Source organism: Brevibacterium sp. UMB1308A, from assembly GCF_030230605.1.
Classification (GTDB): Bacteria; Actinomycetota; Actinomycetes; order Actinomycetales; family Brevibacteriaceae; genus Brevibacterium.
This window is the reverse complement of the sequence record NZ_JASPDO010000003.1, coordinates 71,393-89,278: the sequence shown is the minus strand read 5'-3', so window position 1 is coordinate 89,278 and position 17,886 is coordinate 71,393. Positions and strand designations below refer to the sequence as shown.

13 protein-coding genes are annotated in these 17,886 nt (G+C 57.1%); 10 read left to right on the top strand and 3 right to left on the bottom strand.

What is annotated here, in order from left to right:
* Positions 1-23: 23 nt before the first annotated feature.
* Both QP868_RS02805 and QP868_RS02800 read left to right on the top strand, forming a co-directional pair.
* Complete coding sequence (locus QP868_RS02805) at positions 24-809, top strand: biotin--[acetyl-CoA-carboxylase] ligase (RefSeq protein WP_284925140.1); 786 nt, start codon at positions 24-26, stop codon at positions 807-809.
* Positions 806-1,924, top strand: a complete 1,119-nt coding sequence (locus tag QP868_RS02800; protein WP_284925139.1) for an adenylate/guanylate cyclase domain-containing protein — start codon at positions 806-808, stop codon at positions 1,922-1,924. Before QP868_RS02805 ends, QP868_RS02800 begins: the two co-directional genes overlap by 4 nt.
* A 5-nt stretch (positions 1,925-1,929) precedes the next feature.
* On the opposite strand, the gene QP868_RS02795 is transcribed toward QP868_RS02800, so the two are convergent.
* Together QP868_RS02795 and QP868_RS02790 are read right to left on the bottom strand one after the other, a co-directional pair.
* The gene (locus tag QP868_RS02795; protein ID WP_284925200.1) at positions 1,930-4,455 is read right to left on the bottom strand and encodes a DNA gyrase/topoisomerase IV subunit A; all 2,526 of its coding nucleotides are present in this window, start codon (positions 4,453-4,455) and stop codon (positions 1,930-1,932) included.
* A 98-nt stretch (positions 4,456-4,553) separates the two neighbouring features.
* Complete coding sequence (locus QP868_RS02790; protein WP_284925138.1) at positions 4,554-7,259, bottom strand: bifunctional acetate--CoA ligase family protein/GNAT family N-acetyltransferase; 2,706 nt, start codon at positions 7,257-7,259, stop codon at positions 4,554-4,556.
* A gap of 53 nt (positions 7,260-7,312) precedes the next feature.
* On the opposite strand from QP868_RS02790, the gene QP868_RS02785 reads away from it, so the two are divergent.
* Positions 7,313-7,894 (top strand): DUF5998 family protein, encoded by a 582-nt coding sequence (locus QP868_RS02785; RefSeq protein WP_284925137.1) that lies wholly within the window; start codon positions 7,313-7,315, stop codon positions 7,892-7,894.
* A complete protein-coding gene (locus QP868_RS02780) occupies positions 7,895-9,034 on the top strand; it encodes an alkaline phosphatase family protein (protein WP_284925136.1) in 1,140 nt (379 codons plus the stop codon).
* On the opposite strand, the gene QP868_RS02775 is transcribed toward QP868_RS02780, so the two are convergent.
* Positions 9,035-9,472 carry a GtrA family protein gene (locus tag QP868_RS02775; protein WP_284925135.1) on the bottom strand — a complete coding sequence of 146 codons (438 nt, stop codon included), beginning with the start codon at positions 9,470-9,472 and terminating at the stop codon, positions 9,035-9,037.
* 140 nt (positions 9,473-9,612) lie between these two features.
* Between QP868_RS02775 and QP868_RS02770 the strand changes: the two genes are divergently transcribed.
* From QP868_RS02770 to manA, 6 genes are all read left to right on the top strand, one after another.
* Positions 9,613-10,776 (top strand): 5-(carboxyamino)imidazole ribonucleotide synthase, encoded by a 1,164-nt coding sequence (locus tag QP868_RS02770; RefSeq protein ID WP_284925134.1) that lies wholly within the window; start codon positions 9,613-9,615, stop codon positions 10,774-10,776.
* The gene (gene purE / locus QP868_RS02765; protein WP_284925133.1) at positions 10,773-11,297 is read left to right on the top strand and encodes a 5-(carboxyamino)imidazole ribonucleotide mutase; all 525 of its coding nucleotides are present in this window, start codon (positions 10,773-10,775) and stop codon (positions 11,295-11,297) included. The genes QP868_RS02770 and purE overlap by 4 nt, the downstream gene beginning before the upstream one ends.
* Positions 11,290-12,435, top strand: coding sequence for an acyl-CoA dehydrogenase family protein (locus QP868_RS02760; protein ID WP_284925132.1), 1,146 nt, complete (start codon positions 11,290-11,292; stop codon positions 12,433-12,435). The genes purE and QP868_RS02760 overlap by 8 nt, the downstream gene beginning before the upstream one ends.
* Positions 12,436-12,464: 29 nt before the next feature.
* Positions 12,465-13,940, top strand: coding sequence for an LCP family protein (locus tag QP868_RS02755; RefSeq protein WP_284925131.1), 1,476 nt, complete (start codon positions 12,465-12,467; stop codon positions 13,938-13,940).
* A 197-nt stretch (positions 13,941-14,137) separates the two neighbouring features.
* Positions 14,138-16,606: an NlpC/P60 family protein gene (locus QP868_RS02750; RefSeq protein ID WP_284925130.1), complete on the top strand. Its 2,469-nt coding sequence runs from the start codon at positions 14,138-14,140 to the stop codon at positions 16,604-16,606.
* 103 nt (positions 16,607-16,709) lie between these two features.
* On the top strand, positions 16,710-17,879 hold the full coding sequence (gene manA / locus QP868_RS02745; protein ID WP_284925129.1) for a mannose-6-phosphate isomerase, class I: 1,170 nt from the start codon (positions 16,710-16,712) through the stop codon (positions 17,877-17,879).
* Positions 17,880-17,886: the final 7 nt, after the last annotated feature.

Here is a 17,886-nt window from a genome sequence, read left to right as displayed (position 1 = left end):
CCAAAACAAAATACAGTTGAGTGGTGTCGACACATCATTTTCCTCATGCATTTGAGCGTGCAGCGCACGCGTGTGGCTTCGAACCCGCCCACGTGGTGTGGCCGCAATCCGTAGGGTCAACAAATGATGAACTCGTGTCCGAACTCATGCGCGACGCTGACGCATGGCCCGACTTTTCTATCTATGGAACCGAGTTTCAAAGCGCAGGAAAAGGGCGCCTGAATAGGCAGTGGACCGTGCAACCAGGTGAAGCGCTCACTTTTTCAACAGTGTTCAGGGCACAAGCCTCAGAGAACTTGGGATGGGTCCCACTGCTCACTGGCTGGGCAGTTGCGCAGGCAATACGTGACCTTGGCGTGGACGCTAGCGTCAAGTGGCCTAACGACGTTCTGATCGATGGCAAAAAAGTATGCGGTATTTTGTGCCGGTACGTGTCAGAAGCGGGCGCAATTGTGATTGGAACTGGCATCAACGTTCACATGAGCAACATGCCCGTAGACACCGCCACCTCGCTTCACCGCCACGGTGCCATTGATCGAGCAGAGCTCCTCGCCAGGATTATGCTGCACCTGCAAAATGCCCTGACGAATGCGTTTGAAAATGACCAACCGGAACACTCTCATGCTGTGACCCAAGCCTGCTCACTCATTTCAACAGTGGGCCAACACGTGCGTGTGTCCCTTCCCGGCGACACAAACCTGGAAGGCCAAGCAGTTGGAATCTCTCCTTCAGCTGATCTGCGTGTTCGCACCGACTCCGGTGTGGTGGATGTGAGCGCAGGAGATGTGGTTCATGTGAGGCCTGCATGACTGACTTTTCGGGTCGTCTGGCTAAACCAGACCTCGGAACAGAGGAACCGCAACACGAAGAGCTGGAGCCAGAAGCCCAGCTGCGAGCCAACGCGCTGAACCTAGAAGAAGCGCTGATTGGTGGAAAGCGCGTCCTCACACGCAAGGAAGTCGCCCAGCTCGCTGGTGTGTCTACATATTCTGCCCGCAAGTTCTGGCGGGCCTTGGGTCTGCCACAGATTCCTGCTGGGAAAGTTGCCTACACCATGCACGACGTGGGCGCGATTTCTGCTGTTGCAAGCCTCGTCGACGAAGAAGTGCTAGACGAAGACACCGCAATGGCCTTGGTGCGTGCAGTGGGGCACACCACTGATCGCTTGGTGGTATGGCAGATGGAATCCTTGGTTGAGTTCCTTACCGACACTCGTGGTTTTTCCGATTTGGAAGCTCGCTCGGTAGTCATGCCTCTTCTTGAAAAGCTGTTAGACCCGTTAGAGGGCCTGCTGGTGTATTCGTGGAAGCACAACATGTCCAATGTGCTCAGTCGCCTGAATGTCAACGTGGGCGACGGTCTGGCCATGGAGAACCGTGAAGGCTGGTTTGACTCAGCCATGCCCTTGGCTCGTGCTGTGGGATTTGCGGACCTGGTGTCCTACACGCGTTTGTCACAGCAGATGGAACCGAAACAGCTGGCAAAGTTGGTTAAGAAGTTCCAGGATCTCGCGTATGCGATCGTGGCTACTGGAGGCGGTCGCATCATCAAAACGGTGGGCGATGAGGTCTACTATGCTGCTGAAACCCCTCTCGCAGGTGCCGAAATCTCGATGTCTTTGCAAGAACAGATCAGCGCAGATTCAGAACTGCCCGAGGCGCGTGTGGGCTTCTCGTGGGGCAAGGTGCTGTCGCGAATGGGCGATATTTTTGGTTCCACCGTTAATTTGGCGGCACGGTTAACGGCCATGACAGAGCCGGGAACGGTCATGACTGATGTTGATACCGCTTCGATCATCCAGCGCAGCGACGATTACGTGTTTTCGAACCGCAGAAACGTCACCCTGCAGGGGCTGGGTACAGTCGCGGTGACCGAAATGACCCGTGGCTCTGCCCGCGCGATTGATTTAGACCTGACCCAGTAGGTGTTTTAGAACAGCGATCCGTCGTCGTCTTCGCGTTCGCGCCCAATGTGGGCAGTGGGGTCCTCATCTAAGTTTGGCCCGCCGGTTGCCATGCCGGTGTTGGTGCCCGAGGTCGCCCCAGCTTCCTCATTGTGGGCCGGTGGCTCTGTGGTTTCCTGCGATGAGGTGGCCAGGGGAACGGTTCCAACCGCGTCAATCTTGGTGTTGAGCGGCTGACCGGAAGCGTCGCGTTTGGACAGTTCAGCAGGCAACTGCCTGGCTCCACCCGTTGAGGCAGAGGCCTGTGGCGATGGCCCGGCGAATCCCAGGACCAGTCCAGTTTCGTCTTTGAGGAACCGGTGGGCGCGCACACCACCTGTTCCACGCCCTTTGTGGGGGAACTCGTTGAAGTCAGAAACCTTGATGGACTGCGTGGGTTTGCCGTCGAAGTTCATGCCGGTAGCAATCGTGACCACCTGGTTGGTGTGGTTCGGATCCACAGCGTAGAACCCGATCACGTGCGCGTCACTTGCAACCCTAATGCCGGCGACCCCGGACGCTGCGTAGCCCTGCGCGCGTACGCCTTCGAGATCGAACGTGAGCAGTTGTGCGTTCGAGGTGATGAACACTGCGGAGTGCGTGTTGAGGTCCTCAGGTTGAGCGAGCCCCACGATTTCGTCTTTGGGCTTGAGGTTGATGAGGGTGGACCCGTCCTTGAATTGGTCATTGCCGTTGATGCGTTTGATGATTCCCTGCTTGGTTCCCACAACGCATTCCCGTTCAGGGTCGATGAGCCCAATGATCTTTTCGTTCTTTTCAAGCGTGAAGTATTCGCTCACACGAACCCCACCTGCCACTGTGGGGCGGGCAGCTTGCGGAGGAAGCTGGGGGAGAGAGACAACGTCGACACCTACCACGCGCCCCGTGTTTGTCACGGCAGCGATTGTGGACCGCGAGGTGGTGGCTACTTGGCTTACCAAAGCGTCGTGGGACGCGCGCCTGCCTTGTGCCGACAGAGGTTCCTGACCGGTTGTGCGAGCCAAACGTTGCGAGGTTGAGAACAGTACCCAGCACGGTTCGTCGGCAACGGTGAGCTTGGTGCCCTTTTTGGCAGCGCGAAGCTCTTTGAGGTTTCCCTCGACCAAAACGGTGCGTCGCGGTGAATCAATCCGGTCGCTGGTCTCTTGGAGTTCGTCAGAAACCAGTGCGCGGAGTTTTTCATCGTGGTCGAGAATGTCTTGCAGATATTCGATACGAGACTTCAGCTCATCGCGTTCAGCCTCAAGTTCGATGCGCGAAAACTTGGTGAGGCGACGCAACTGGAGGTCCAGAATGTACGTGGCTTGAATTTCGCTTAAGTCAAACACGTCCATCAAGCGGGTACGTGCTTGAGCGGCATCATCTGAGGATCGGATGAGCTGAACAACCTCGTCAATATCGAGGATGGCAATCAAAAGACCTTCGACCAAGTGCAGGCGGTCTTTTGCTTTCCCTAACTGGAAGACGGTACGGCGCCGGGTAACGGAAATGCGGTGGTCAACGAACACTTCGAGAAGAGACTTGAGACCAAGGGTGCGTGGCTGCCCTTCTACGAGGCACACATTGTTGATTCCAAAGGAATCTTCCATAGGTGTGAGCCGGTACAGCTCCTCCAGAACAGCTTCAGGGTTGAACCCGTTTTTAATCCCAATGACAAGGCGCAGGCCGTGCTTGCGGTCGGAATAGTCGTCAATGGAAGCGATCCCGGATAAACGTTTGGCCTGGACCTGATCTTTGACTTTTTCAATGACCTTTTCCGGCCCCACCAGGTAGGGAAGCTCGGTGACCACAATGCCTTTGCGCCTGGCCGTAACGTTTTCAAACTTCACCGTGGCGCGAGTCCGGAAGGTTCCGCGCCCTGTTTCATATGCTTCACGGATCGAATCGAGACCGATAATGCGCCCACCTGTGGGTAGGTCGGGGCCTGGTACGTACCGCATGAGTTCGCTCACCGTGGCGTGCGGGTTTTCGATGAGGTGACGCGCAGCCGCAATGACTTCGCCGGGGTTGTGCGGGGCCATGTTGGTGGCCATTCCCACGGCGATTCCACTAGCCCCGTTGACCAAGAGGTTGGGAAACGCGCTGGGAAGGACCTCCGGTTGCGTTAGTGAGTTGTCGTAGTTGGGGACGAAGTCGACAACGTCTTCATCCAGTCCCGCGATCATGGTGAGTGCCGCGTCGTCTAGCCGCGCTTCTGTGTACCGGGGTGCTGCTGGTCCGTCGTCCAGGGTTCCAAAGTTGCCGTGCCCGTCAACCAGCGGAACACGCATCACAAAGTCCTGGCTGAGCCTCACCAGCGCGTCGTAAATAGCCACGTCAGAGTGAGGGTGGAGCTTACCCATCACGTCACCCACGATGCGGGATGACTTCACGTGTGGGCGGTCGGGGCGCAAGCCCATGTCGCCCATTTGGTAGATGATGCGCCGCTGAACGGGTTTGAGTCCGTCGCGAGCGTCGGGGAGGGCCCGTGAGTAGATCACCGAGTACGCGTATTCGAGGAACGAGGATTCCATTTCCTGCGAAACATCGACATCTACGATGTGATCAGCCACACGTGCTCCTTTATTAGACTCCCCTCATGGTATAAGCCAAGACCCTAAAAACCGTGGATTTAGTGGGCACTCATGCGTCGTCGTGCAGAATCGATGCGGTCAGATTCGCGGTTGAGTTCGATACGAACCGACAGAATATCCTGTTCACTTTCCGTGACAGAAATGGGCCTGAACTCCACTAAGCGAATCGCGGGGAACTCGTCGATTAGCGCTGCCACTCGCAGGATTGTCTCTTCAAGCGGCGCCACGTTCATTACCGGCCCGCCTCGGTACCCAAACAACCTCGGAGACGAGCCCAGCGAACGCACCATGGACTTAGCGTCGACGTCGGTGAGTGGGGCAACACGGTGTTGCACATCGTCGAGTAGCTCTGAGGAATCTCCCGCCAGCCCGAACGACACCATGGGGCCCAGCAGAGGGTCTTCACCACCTCGGACCACACAGGCCACCCCGGGTGCGGCCATCGTCTGCACATCGATGCGGGTATCCGCGTCATCGTCGAGCCTGGTGGCAATCACATCGCGTATCGACTTCCAGTAGAAATCCATTTCTTCGTCGCTGGAAATGTCCAAGCGCACGCCACCTAAGTCCAAACGGTGACGCAAACGGGAGTCCACCGCTTTAAGCGCTACCGGGTAGCCAATTTCGCGCGCGATCTCCTTGGCTTCTTCCACCGTAGAAGACGGGTGGTACGGCAGGACTTGAATGCTGCACGCGTGAAGGAGTTCCTGGGTTTCGTCGCGCGTGAGGCGGACCGTCGCCGAGGTGGTTCCCTCCTCACCGTCGTGCTCAGAGTCCCGCTGGAGGACCTTTTCGATAAGGGCACGCACCGCACGCTTGTCGAAACCTTCGAGTTCGGGGTAATTACCCTGGTCGGAGCGTTTCCACTGGGCGTATTCGGTAACACGGGCCAGCGCCCACACGGCATCTTCTGGGCCCATATAGCTGGGGACCGTGTGGATCTCTCGCTTGCCTTCAGCGCTACGGGTGTACGCGGTGAGTTCCTCTTGAGCACCCATGAGACCCAAGAAACAGGCCACGGTTGTTTTGCCTGACACCGCGGCTTGCTCTGCCAGGACTTGGGTGATTTCGCGTTCTTGGCCACGTGCTGACGGAGCGAATGCTACGATCACCGAATGCACGGACGGGTCCTTGTACATTTTTGCTAAATGCTCTTCAAATTCGTCCGTGGTCACTTCCGGGTGCAACGAAACGGGAGGAGTGTCGATGCGCAGACCTTCCGCCCGGGCACGTTGCACGATCAAGGTGGAAAGTGCGGCGGAGTTACCAATCACACCCACTCGAGCGCCCGAAGGCAGCGGCTGGGTGGCGAACACCTGTGCGACGTCAAACATCTGGTGAATCGAATCAGCGCGGATCACTCCAGCCTGCGTGAGCACTTGGTTGAGTGCGGACCCAGACAAACTGGACACGCGTACCTGGTGGCCGGGGGGCAGTTCACGTCCCGTGAGGTCACTCTTAATAACGATGACGGGCTTCTGCCGGGCTACACGGCGGGCAATGCGGGCGAACTTGCGCGGGTTACCGATCGACTCCAAATAGAGCCCCACAATCTGGGTGGCTTCGTCTTCTTCCCAGAACTGCAAGAGGTCGTTACCGGACAAATCGGCGCGGTTTCCGGCAGATACGAACGTGGAAATTCCCAAACCACGGCTTTTCGCAGCGGCCAGCAGTCCCGTTCCCAAGGCCCCCGACTGACTGAAAAGTCCCAGCGGTCCGGGCTCGGGGAAGAACGGTGACAGTGAGGCGTTAAGAGCAACATCGGTACTGGTGTTAGCAATTCCAAACGAGTTGGGTCCCACTACGCGCATTCCGTGTGAACGAGCCGTCGCAACAACTTCTCGCTGCAGTTCCTGGCCTTCCGGCCCGGTTTCAGCGAAACCTGACGAAATCACGACAACTGCGCGGACACCTCGGGAAGCTGCATCCCTCACCACGTCAACCACCGCAGGTGCGGGGACCGCGATGATTGCCAAGTCGATGGTTCCTTCGATCTCATCAAGCGACTTCACGGTAGGCATTCCCGCGACCACTGGCGCGTGCGGGTGGACAATGTGCAACTCCCCTTTGAACCCCGCTGACGCCAAGTTGCGCAAAAGGAGGTTACCGGCGGAAGCACGCTTACGTGAAGCGCCAATCACGGCAACGGAAGCGGGGTTGAGAACTGATCCAACAGAAAGTGCTTCCGCGCGGTGCTCGCGAGATTCGAGCACCTGCTTCGACCGTTCAGTGGGATCGATCTCGAAGCGCACCGCCACGACACCGTCTTCAAATTCGCGTGAGATTTCGTAGCCGGCGGCAGCGAAAACCTGCAACATGGAGCGGTTCTGGGGGAGCACCTCGGCGGTAAACACACTCAAACCACGTTCCCGGGCCACCGCAGCCAGGTGCTCCAGAAGGATCGAACCAATGCCACGACCCTGGTGAGCATCAGCAATGTTGAACGCGACTTCAGCGGAAGTTTCATCCAGACGGTCGTACCGCCCCACCCCGATGATCTCCTCGCCTGCGACCATCACGAGTGCGACACGGTCGTGATAATCCACGTTGACGAAACGTTCCAGATCCCGCGGCGGAATCGTGGGCATGGGGGCAAAGAAACGCAGGTAGATCGACTCTTGCGACTGTTTGGAGTGCATGAGTTGGATGCCGTCGGCATCGCTGGGGACAATCGGGCGGACGTGCGCCGTCGCACCGTCACGCAAGACAACATCGGCTTCCCAGTTTTTCGGGTACGTAACCATGTCTTAAGCATAGTCTTTTCCGCAAACGTTGGGGGGACTGGCACAATGGGTGCATGTCTGTTTCCGGTGCGCTTCTTCGTGACTTGCAAGACGCGGGGTACTACCCACACCTCGCGGCGAATATCATCAACGACGTTCTTTTTGATGAACCTGTTGTTGAGCACTGTGTGCACATGGAAACGCACATGGACTTCGAATCAATTCACCGTCACGTGACAGCGTTCGTGCTGACTGAAACTCGGCTGATCCTGGTTCATGTCGACGACGAACCGGGTAGTCCAGAACAAAACATGCGTGGTGTAGCAAGTGTCGAAGACATTCCGTTCGACAGGATTCGCACAGTGATTCTCAGCCGGATCTATCAAGACCCCGCCCACTTCACGCCCGGTCAGAAACCCGTGGAAGTGGGAGTCAGCCTGGGGTGGGAATCGGTGCGGAGGCTCGAAGTGTTCCCAGAGTCGTGTGCCGACCCGCAGTGCGATGCGGACCATGGCTACGGTGGAACTTCGGTTCCCGAAGACGTGAACCTGCGAGTGTCTGCCCAGGCAGAAGGACAAGACGCCGTGGATCAAGCAGAACGTTTCGCTCTCACATTGAAGAAACTTGTCTACTACGCCCGACGGGACGCTTCATAAATGCGACCACCGGACTACGCGGACGCAGGACTCTTGTCCGATATTGTGCCCGCGGCCGCCGTCACGTTGGGCGCCGGTCAGATCCTTGAGGACCGCCAGCGTGTGCGTGCCGAAAAAGTGGGCTTGGACCACGAAACACGTGTGGTTGTGGTTGCCCTCATCGACGGGATGGGGCTTGAACTCTTAAGAGCCTCATGGGCGTACGCTCCATTCTTAAGGTCAGTGAGGGACTCTGTCGCCGAGTTTTCCGCCGGTTTCCCTTCAACAACAGCCAACTCTTTGTCTTCGCTGGGGACTGGCCTACTGCCAGGAGCCCACGGCGTGATGGGATACAAGCTCAAGGACCCAGAGTCCGGTGACGTGTTCAACCAGCTCACGTGGAACACCACCCGGGATCCGCACACGTGGGTCCCTGACGCCACGCTGTTTGAACGCCTTCACGCTAGCGGTGTTGACGTTGTCAGCCTGGGGGAACCGAAATTTGTAGGCCGAGGTCTCAATGCGGCTTCCCTGCGAGGTGGCGCCTTCCGAGGTTCGCACCAATTTGATCAACGGGCTCAACACGCGGTGGAAGAAGCGAAAAAACCAGGGCGCAGGCTCATCTACTTTTACTGGGGTGCCCTCGATAAAACAGGGCATGGAAAAGGAACCGACTCCCACGCGTGGACAGATGAACTCGAAGCAGTCGATGCCGGGCTAGCGCGCCTGGCCAACAGCCTGCCCCGTGACGCTCAACTGCTCATCACCGCCGATCACGGCATGGTGAACGTCGACTATGACGCTCGGATCGACCTGGCCGACCACCCGGAGGTATGCGAACTTGTCAGTGCAGTGGGTGGGGAGCCCCGCGCAACTCACTTCTATACACCGCGGCCACTTGAGACCGCCTCGGCGATCAACGAAATTGCAGCCGGACGGGTTTACGCGATGACCCGCAAACAGGCGGTGGCAGACGGGTGGTTCGGTCCAGTGCGACCTGAGAACCTGGGCCGGATTGGCGATGTCGTGGCCATCAGCCACGCCGGGACCGCGATTGTGGACTCGCGCAACGACAGTCCGTCGGCGTTGAAACTCCGAGGCCATCACGGTGGAATCACGGCAGAAGAACTTGCGATCCCGCTTATTGCGCTGGGTAAGTAACTAGACGTCGAGCCGTTGCCGCTTAGGGGCTGGTTTAAACACGAAAAACCGGTACATGAAGTAACGGAAAATGTTGCCCAACAGAACGCCCACCACATTGCCAGAAATATTGTCAGCCAGTGCAGACCGGAAACCCAACAGATAGTGCGATACCCACAAGCACGCCAGGGCAATCAAAAGGCCCGCCCCGTTGACACTAAAGAAATAGATGGCCTCTTTTGTTTTTGACTTGTTGCGACCATCCGTGAACGTCCAGTACCTGGAACCCAACCACGAAACCGTGGTGGCCAAGGCCACAGAAATGATCTTGGCCCACACCGGGCCTAAATGAAAAACCTCCAGGCGCAAAAGATTGAACACTAAGAAGTCCACAATGAACGCAACGGTGCCTACTGCCGAAAACTTGGCGACCCGCAACGTTTCACGGCGAAACTTCATCTACATCCCTTGCAACTGGAAAAAGGTCCACGCCGATTCTAGTTCGTAGATGTGGAAAGGTCTGACAATTTCACACAAGATACGTGAGTAGCACGGCGGGCCACCACACGATCATGGCACGCGGTAGCTAAAGTGAGAACGTGAGTTTTCCACGAGTAGGTGTAATCGGAGCTGGACAGCTTGCGCGCATGATGGCGCCAGCAGCTGAAGCTCTTGGTGTTCATTTCCACGTTCTAGCCGAATCCGCTGACGGTCCCGCGACCCACGTGTCCTCACATGTCACCGTGGGCGACTACAAGGACTACGAAACGCTCAAAAAGTTCGCCAGGACGGTGGATGTCATCACCTTCGACCACGAACACGTTCCCAATGAGCACCTGGTCAAGCTCATTGACGAAGGATTCAACGTCCACCCCGGACCACACGCCCTGCAGTACGCGCAAAACAAACTCAAAATGCGCGCCAAAATTGACGAGCTAGGGCTTCCGAACCCACGCTGGGCACAGATCGAAACTGTGGACGACCTCGGCGCGTTTGTGCGCGAACACGGAGCAGCCGTCCTCAAGACCCCCACGGGTGGCTATGACGGGCACGGCGTAGCATTTATCCGCTCCGAAGCAGACCTTGATGCGGTCTCTGACTGGTTCGGTTCAGGGCCCCTTCTAGCAGAACAACTCATCGATTTCAGCCGTGAACTTGCAGTGATGGTGGGGCGCTCGCCATCTGGTCAGACAGCAGTGTGGCCGGTTGTGGCAACTCGACAGAAGGACGGGATCTGCTACGAAGCGGTCGCGCCTGCTCCCGGTCTTGATGCGGATCTAGCGCGGACAATCACACAGGACGTTTTGACTCTGGCTCACGCACTTGACGTCACTGGCGTCATGGCCCTTGAAATGTTCCAAACCGCAGACGGGTACCTGGTCAATGAGCTGGCCATGCGCCCTCACAATACGGGCCATTGGACACAAGACGGTTCCGTGACCAGCCAGTTCGAACAACACTTGCGCGCAGTTTTGGACCTGCCACTGGGCGACCCCAGCCCGTTGGCTCCGTACACGGCAATGGGAAACGTTCTGGGAGCCCACCGAGACGATTTGTACCACGCGTACCTCCACGTGCTTGCGCACGATCCGCGTGCCAAAGTGCACATGTACGGCAAGTCGGTGCGCCCGGGGCGCAAACTGGGACACGTCAACGTGACAGGTGAGGACCCCGAGGACGTCGCCCAGCGCGCTCTCCACGCAGCAGAATTCATCGCCGGGGTCGACGATAACCCCTGGCCAAACCGAACGGAGAAAGCATGACTGTAGGAATCGTGATGGGGTCAGATTCGGACTGGCCCGTCATGTCTGCCGCCGCTGACGTGCTCAGTGAGTTGGGAATCGACTTCACCGCCGAGGTCGTGTCAGCTCACCGGATGCCCCACGACATGATCGAGTGGGGGAGTAGGGCGGCTGAACGTGGTGTCAGGGTGATTATCGCCGGCGCCGGGGGAGCTGCTCACCTGCCAGGCATGATTGCATCAGTGACAAGTCTTCCCGTTATCGGTGTGCCAGTTCCGTTGAAATACCTAGATGGCATGGATTCACTCTTGTCGATCGTGCAGATGCCTGGGGGAGTTCCTGTGGCAACCGTGTCGATAGGTGGAGCAAAGAACGCGGGGCTGCTGGCGGCCCGTATTCTTGCAACAGGTGTAGACAACGAAGCGAACGCGCTACGTGCTCGCCTCGACACCTACCGTGAAGATCTGTACACCCAGGCCCGCGACAAAGGGCGGGCGCTTACCCAGAAGCTTGAACACACACAGAAGGAGTCTCATGTTTGATCTGTACAAGCTCAGCGAAGAGCACGAAGAAATTCGTGCCGCTGTACGCGATGTTGTCGAAAACAAGATCGCACCTTTTGCGGCTGAAGTTGACGCCGATTCGCGTTACCCACAGGAAGCCCACGACGCGCTCATCGCAACCGACTTCTTCGCTCCTCACGTAGGTGAAGAATACGGAGGCGTAGGGGCAGACGCACTGGCTACTGCGATTGTCATTGAAGAAGTTGCACGCGGTTGCATGTCGTCTTCGCTTATCCCAGCCGTTAACAAGTTGGGTTCGATGCCGGTCATCATTGGTGGTGGCGACGAAGTCAAGCAGGCGTACCTTCCGCGTCTGGCTCGTGGTGAAGGCTTTAGCTACGGTCTGTCGGAACGTGAAGCAGGATCCGACACTGCTGGCATGAAGACACGCGCTGTTCGTGACGGTGACGGATGGGTGCTCAACGGTGTGAAGACGTGGATCACCAACTCCGGTGTGAGCGAGTTTTACACGGTCATGGCTGTGACCGATCCTGACGGAAAGCGCGGTAATAACATCACGGCGTTTGTCGTTGAAAAGGGTGACGAAGGGTTCAGCTTCGGTGAAAAAGAACGCAAGCTGGGGATCAAGGGTTCACCTACTCGCGAACTGTTCTTCGAAGACTGCTGGATCCCTGACAGCCGCCGGGTCGGTGAAGAAGGACAGGGTCTGAAGATCGCATTGAAGACTCTGGATCACACTCGTGTGACCATCGCAGCGCAAGCGGTGGGAGTTGCGCAAGGTGCGCTGGATTATGCGATCGACTACGTCAAAGAACGTAAGCAATTCGGTAAGCGCATTGCTGATTTCCAAGCAATCCAGTTCATGGTGGCCGACATGGCGACCAAACTTGAAGCTGCACGCCAGCTCACCTACGCAGCGGCTGCTAAGTCTGAACGTAACGATGACGACTTGAGCTTCTTTGGGGCTGCGGCGAAAGCCTACGCTTCAGACGTCGCTATGGAGATTACAACCGATGCCGTTCAGCTTCTGGGTGGTGCTGGATACGTGGTTGACCACCCAGTCGAACGTATGATGCGTGACGCTAAGATCACCCAGATTTACGAAGGCACAAATCAGGTTCAGCGCTTGGTCATGGGTCGTAAACTCCTGGGCTAATCAAACCTGAACTGAAAGAAAGGACGCTTGTGAGCAGACAGCTCAAGTACGTCGACCCGCTGCGAAATCCACGCTTCGCCTCCGAAGAAGTTCGCAATCGGCGAGGTTGGGTTCTTTTGCTCACAAGCGCCCTCATTCCGGGATCTGTGCAGACCATGCTGGGAAACCGGAAAATGGGGCGTTTCGCCCTCCGCATCACGCTCATCACGTGGGCGATTCTTTTCATCGTTCTTCTGCTAGCGATCATTCGCAAACAGTGGCTGATAAGTCTGGCCACGAGTAGCTTTGTTTTGATCCCTCTCATGGCGTTCGCTGTGCTATTAGGCGTTGTGTGGATTCTGTGCTTGCTGGATACCGTGCGATTAGTGCGCGTGGTGTCCTTGGGTAAGAGAACCCGCCCAGCCTTTTTGTCAGCTGCGCTGGTCAGTGTTCTGGTGGTTGGAGGTGCGTTCACCTACGGTGTCACTACGTTGAACTCCGGCCGTCAACTGCTCGATAGCATCTTCAATTCGCGCAAAGTCGAAAAAGCTGCCGATGGCCGCTACAACATCGCTCTTCTAGGATCAGACGCCGGTAAAGGAAGAACCGGTGTTCGTCCTGACTCTCTTTCGGTTGTTTCGATCGACGCAAAAACCGGGGCTGCGGTCTCGATTGGCCTACCCCGCAACATGCAGAACGTGCCATTCCCCAAAGGAAGTCCGCTGGCCCAGAAATACCCAAATGGCTACAGCTGTGGCGACGAATGCTTGCTCAACGCGGTCTACCAGTTAGGCGAAGAGAACGCCTCGCTGTTCCCTGAAGGACCTCCGGCGGGAGTACAAGCGACCAAGCAGGCCATGGAAGGTGTTACTGGCCTGAAAATCCAGTACTACGCGATGATCGACCTGAAAGGTTTTGAACAACTCATCGACGCGATGGGTGGAATTACCTTGACCAGTCACGTGCGCGTCCCTATTTCGTCGAAAACCAACAAACGAACAGGGAAGCACGGTCCGCCTAAAGGGTGGATCGAACCCGGCGAAAATATCCACCTAGACGGATACCACGCACTGTGGTACGCCCGTTCCCGCGAGTTCGCCTCAGATTATGAACGCATGACGCGCCAGCGATGCGTGCAAGAAGCCATGCTCACTCAGCTCGACCCGGCCACTGTGCTTTCACGGTTCCAGAAGATCGCTTCGGCTGCCCCCAACGTTGTCTCCACTGACGTTCCGCGAAGCCAGCTCGACTACTTCGTCGACCTGGCACAGAAGACCCGGGACCACAAGCTTGGCAAGCTCAACCTGAGCCCGCCTCGGATCAAGCCCTCACACCCGGACTTCGACAAGGCGCACACTCTTGTGCAGGAAGCCATCACGAAGAGTCAAGAGGACGCAAAAGCTGACAAGCAAGGGTTCGGGGCGTCGCCAGAAGTGTCGTACTACGCAATGGGTTCAGACACCCTCGCTGAACCCAAAAGTAACGATGGTGACGAAAAAGACGCAGAAATCTGCGAAGTAAAGTAACAATTTTCTGTTCCGCGTGTTGTCCGCCAACACGCGGAACGACATCCTTGTAATTTTCAAATTTTCTTATTCTCAACTCGACACGCCGTAAATATATGTAACAATTTTGAGATGTTGGAGTGTCGTTGCCAGCGACAGCCTCCGCGTTAGCCTCACTTCCCGACTTCCTCGCAAAGGCTTGAACTATGAGAATAAGAATGCCCTTAGCGGCGCTAGCCGTCGCATCCGTCGCGGTCAGTACACTGGGCGCGCCTCAAGACGCACAAGCGTCAACGGCCCGCCCAAGTGTGGACGAAATGCCACTCACAAAAGTTGATGAAAACGGCATAGACGAACCCGGCGCACGCGCATCATCTGATACAACCGCGAGCGCACAGAACCGCAGCACACGTAATCTGCCTGGTATCTTCATGGCCCAGAACATGGGTCTAGGTGCAAACTCTCAAGCACCGTCTGAACCGCAAGACGGTCTGGGCGGTTCTAGCAGTGACTCGACAGAGCCTGCTCAGAAGCCAACGCCGGCTCAGAAGCCGAGTCGTACACCATCTCAGGCACCATCACCGACGCAGGCCCCTGCGACCTCGGCTCCGGAAATCACCGGATCAGCAAAGGACAAGACCGAAGACGGTGTCAACATCGCTTCGATCTCAAAGGTCGTTAAGGTGCCTGCCGGAAACCCCTCTGTTGTAGGTGTGTCGTACACCGGTGACGCGAAGGTCACCTTCGAAGTACGTACCAAGACTGGTGACGCATGGGGTGCATGGCAAGAAATCGACCAAGAGAACACAGGCGAAGGGCGCCCAGGAACCGAACCATTCGTGGTAGCGGGGGCTTCGAACATTCAGATGCGTGTCCTTGGGGATGCGGCCGCATCTGATGCAAAACTGATCGTGGTCGACCCAAAGAAGACTGCCGGGGATTCGGCAGCCGTTGCTAGCAATGCGCCAGTTCCTGCGACTGCCGGGGAAGCAGCCGAAGGAACGAACTCAAACGCGGCATGCGATGACAACGGGTGCACGGGTGTTGAAAACGCGACAAACGTTGCGTTTGCGGCAAGCAACATGTCGGCCGGAAAGGTCGCCAAGCCACCTATCGCTAGCCGAAAGGCATGGGGAGCCAACGAGCGTCTGCGTAAGGGAAGCCCGTCCTACGCTCCAAAGGTCAAGGCTGCGGTCATCCACCACACAGCCGGATCGAACAACTACTCCGCGGGGGACGTTCCTGGAATCATCCGAGGAATCTACACATTCCACACCAAGGGACGTGGTTGGGCCGATGTGGGATACAACGTGCTCGTCGACAAGTACGGTCGCATGTGGCAGGGACGTGCCGGGGATATTAACCGTCCAGTTGTAGGTGCACACGCACAGGGATACAACACTGGAACCTTCGGCATTTCGGTCATGGGTGACTACGACAAGAAAGCCCCCAGTGCCGAGGCCCTCAACGCAGTCGAACACGCTATCGCATGGAAGCTCAACGGTGTCGACGCCAACAGCCGGGCAAACGTAGGCGGTCGGTCAATTAGCGCAATTAGCGCACACCGCGACGTAGGCAACACCGACTGCCCTGGCGATGCCTTCTACTCCCGAATGGGAGAAATCCGGAGCGCAGTATCCAAACTGCAGAAGGGCCAGAAGGTTGAAGCTCCGAAAGAGAACAAGCCTCAACAAGAAAACCTGACCCCCATCCAAAAGGGGTACAAGGGCAATGAAAAAGCCCTGGGACAACCACGGGGTAACGAATACAAGTGGGGCGACGGGTACGTACAAAACTACGACCGTGGCTACATCACGTGGACCAAAGCAACTGGTGCGGTCATCCTGCGCGATGGCATGGCCAGCGCATGGAAGAACAACCGTGACGACCTGGGTCTGCCCACTCAGAACGAAAAGCCACTTCAGCGCGGTAGTTACCAGGCGTTCCAGCGTGGAGCAACCCACTGGTCGCCAGGAAATGGAGCGTTCGCTACCTGGGGTGTCATTTGGAAGTACTGGAAAGATAAAGGCTTTGAACGTGGACACATGGGATACCCCACGTCTGACGTGACAAAGTCTGCTGGACAGTTGGAACAGCGCTTCGAAGGTGCTCGCGTGCAACACACCGACGGATTCGGAACCGTAGAATACGGCCCAGGTCCGGCAATCCGCGGAGGAGCGAACGACCAGAACCCTCAGCCTGAACCTGAGCCTTCGGAAGCACCTCAGCAAGAGAACAAGCCAAGTGACAAGGCTGAAGAAAAGCCTAAGGACAAGGCGGAGGACAAGCCGAAAGATAAGCCCAAGGAAAAGCCAAAGAAGAAGTCGACTGACGACATTCGTCGCGAGATCATCAAGGAGGCTAGAAAGGGCCTAGGTACTCCGTACGTATGGGGCGGAAACACCCCTGACGGATGGGACTGCTCTGGCTACACCCGCTACGTGTACAACAAGATTGGCATCAAGATTCCACGTCACTCAAGTGCACAGATGCGCGCTGGCCGTATTGTTTCAGAGAAGGAAGCAAAGCCAGGCGACATCATCTGGGCGCCAGGTCACGTGGGGATCGTCTCCGACAAGAAGGGCAAGATGCTGGACGCTGGTTCGCGGAGGACGAACACGTCCGAACGTAGCTACGACTGGATGAAGAGGCGCGGAGCGAAGTTCGTCCGTTACTTGGACGACTAATAGTTCAAGCGAATGCCTCGTGGGCGCTAGAGTGTGAACTCTAGCGCCCACGTTGGTTTTTCACACGTATCTGCCTACGCTAGGCGTGGACACAAGGAGGAAAATGTTCGAGATTCGCGGAACAGTGCAAGACTATGCGTGGGGTAACACGCAGGGGATTCAGCAAATCGTGGGACTTCCCGTGGATGGAACCCCAGCGGCCGAGTACTGGCTAGGTGCGCATCCAAAAGCGCCTTCACGTACCCCAGAATCTACGCTACTCGAGCACGTGACCGCACACCCCGAACACTTGGGCGAAACAGCGCGTAGCACGTACGGCGACCGCCTCCCTTTTCTTCTAAAAATTCTGTCAGCGCGCACCGCCCTATCCATTCAAGCCCACCCCACTCTTGACCAAGCGCGCGCGGGATTTGAACGCGAAAACGCACAAGGCATCAGCGTGGACGCGCCCCACCGCAACTACAAGGACGCGTGGCACAAACCTGAAATGATGTACGCGCTCACACCCTTTGATGCGCTGTGCGGGTTCCGTCCGCCCCACGCGATCAAGGCCACTTTCGAACGCCTGGACACCGCCTCGGGAAATCCGTTTCTTGCCCGCGTGATCCAGACTCTTGACGGGCCCGACCCACTTCAAACGACGCTTTCGACAATCTTGACGGAACCGGGCTACGGGGAGCTTGCCGACCAATTGGCGCGGCTGACCTACGAACCTGTGGCCGCAAACCACCCATCGCTCGAAGGGTCGGCACATGACCCGGTCACCACACTCAAGCGAGTGAACACCGACTTCCCCACAGATCCGGGAGCCCTCGTCGCCCTCATGCTCAACATGCTCACGCTCAACCCCGGCGAAGCAATTGCGTTGAATGCAGGAATTTTGCACGCATACTTGGGTGGTCTCGGAATTGAAATCATGGCCAGCTCAGACAACGTGCTCCGCGGTGGACTCACGTCTAAACACATCGACATTGAAGAACTCACCGCGGTCGTCACCTTTGAACCCACAGAGCCCGACTGCGTCGATGGTGGGGAAGGCCAATGGCTCACAGGGGCAACCGACGATTTCAAACTCATGCCCCTGACACGTACAGACACCACTGTTGAACTTGGGGGTCCCGCGATCGCTCTGTGTGTTGAAGGCACCTACGCTCTGTCCACCCAAGCTGGGGACAGCGCAATCTTAAAAACCGGCGAATCGGTTTTCGTCCCCGCCACCGACGGCAACCTCAACGTGCGAGGAGACGGAAAGTTGTTTATCGCTTCGGTGTAGGAGGCAC

Bases quoted from the DNA above. Each gene is read 5' to 3' on its own strand.
- QP868_RS02750 (WP_284925130.1), top strand. From the start codon at position 14,138: ATGCCCTTAGCGGCGCTAGCCGTCGCATCCGTCGCGGTCAGTACACTG.
- QP868_RS02775 (WP_284925135.1), bottom strand. From the start codon at position 9,472: ATGAAGTTTCGCCGTGAAACGTTGCGGGTCGCCAAGTTTTCGGCAGTA.
- QP868_RS02800 (WP_284925139.1), top strand. From the start codon at position 806: ATGACTGACTTTTCGGGTCGTCTGGCTAAACCAGACCTCGGAACAGAG.
- QP868_RS02795 (WP_284925200.1), bottom strand. From the start codon at position 4,455: ATGGAATCCTCGTTCCTCGAATACGCGTACTCGGTGATCTACTCACGG.
- manA (WP_284925129.1), top strand. From the start codon at position 16,710: ATGTTCGAGATTCGCGGAACAGTGCAAGACTATGCGTGGGGTAACACG.
- QP868_RS02790 (WP_284925138.1), bottom strand. From the start codon at position 7,259: ATGGTTACGTACCCGAAAAACTGGGAAGCCGATGTTGTCTTGCGTGAC.
- QP868_RS02760 (WP_284925132.1), top strand. From the start codon at position 11,290: ATGTTTGATCTGTACAAGCTCAGCGAAGAGCACGAAGAAATTCGTGCC.
- QP868_RS02780 (WP_284925136.1), top strand. From the start codon at position 7,895: ATGCGACCACCGGACTACGCGGACGCAGGACTCTTGTCCGATATTGTG.
- QP868_RS02785 (WP_284925137.1), top strand. From the start codon at position 7,313: ATGTCTGTTTCCGGTGCGCTTCTTCGTGACTTGCAAGACGCGGGGTAC.
- purE (WP_284925133.1), top strand. From the start codon at position 10,773: ATGACTGTAGGAATCGTGATGGGGTCAGATTCGGACTGGCCCGTCATG.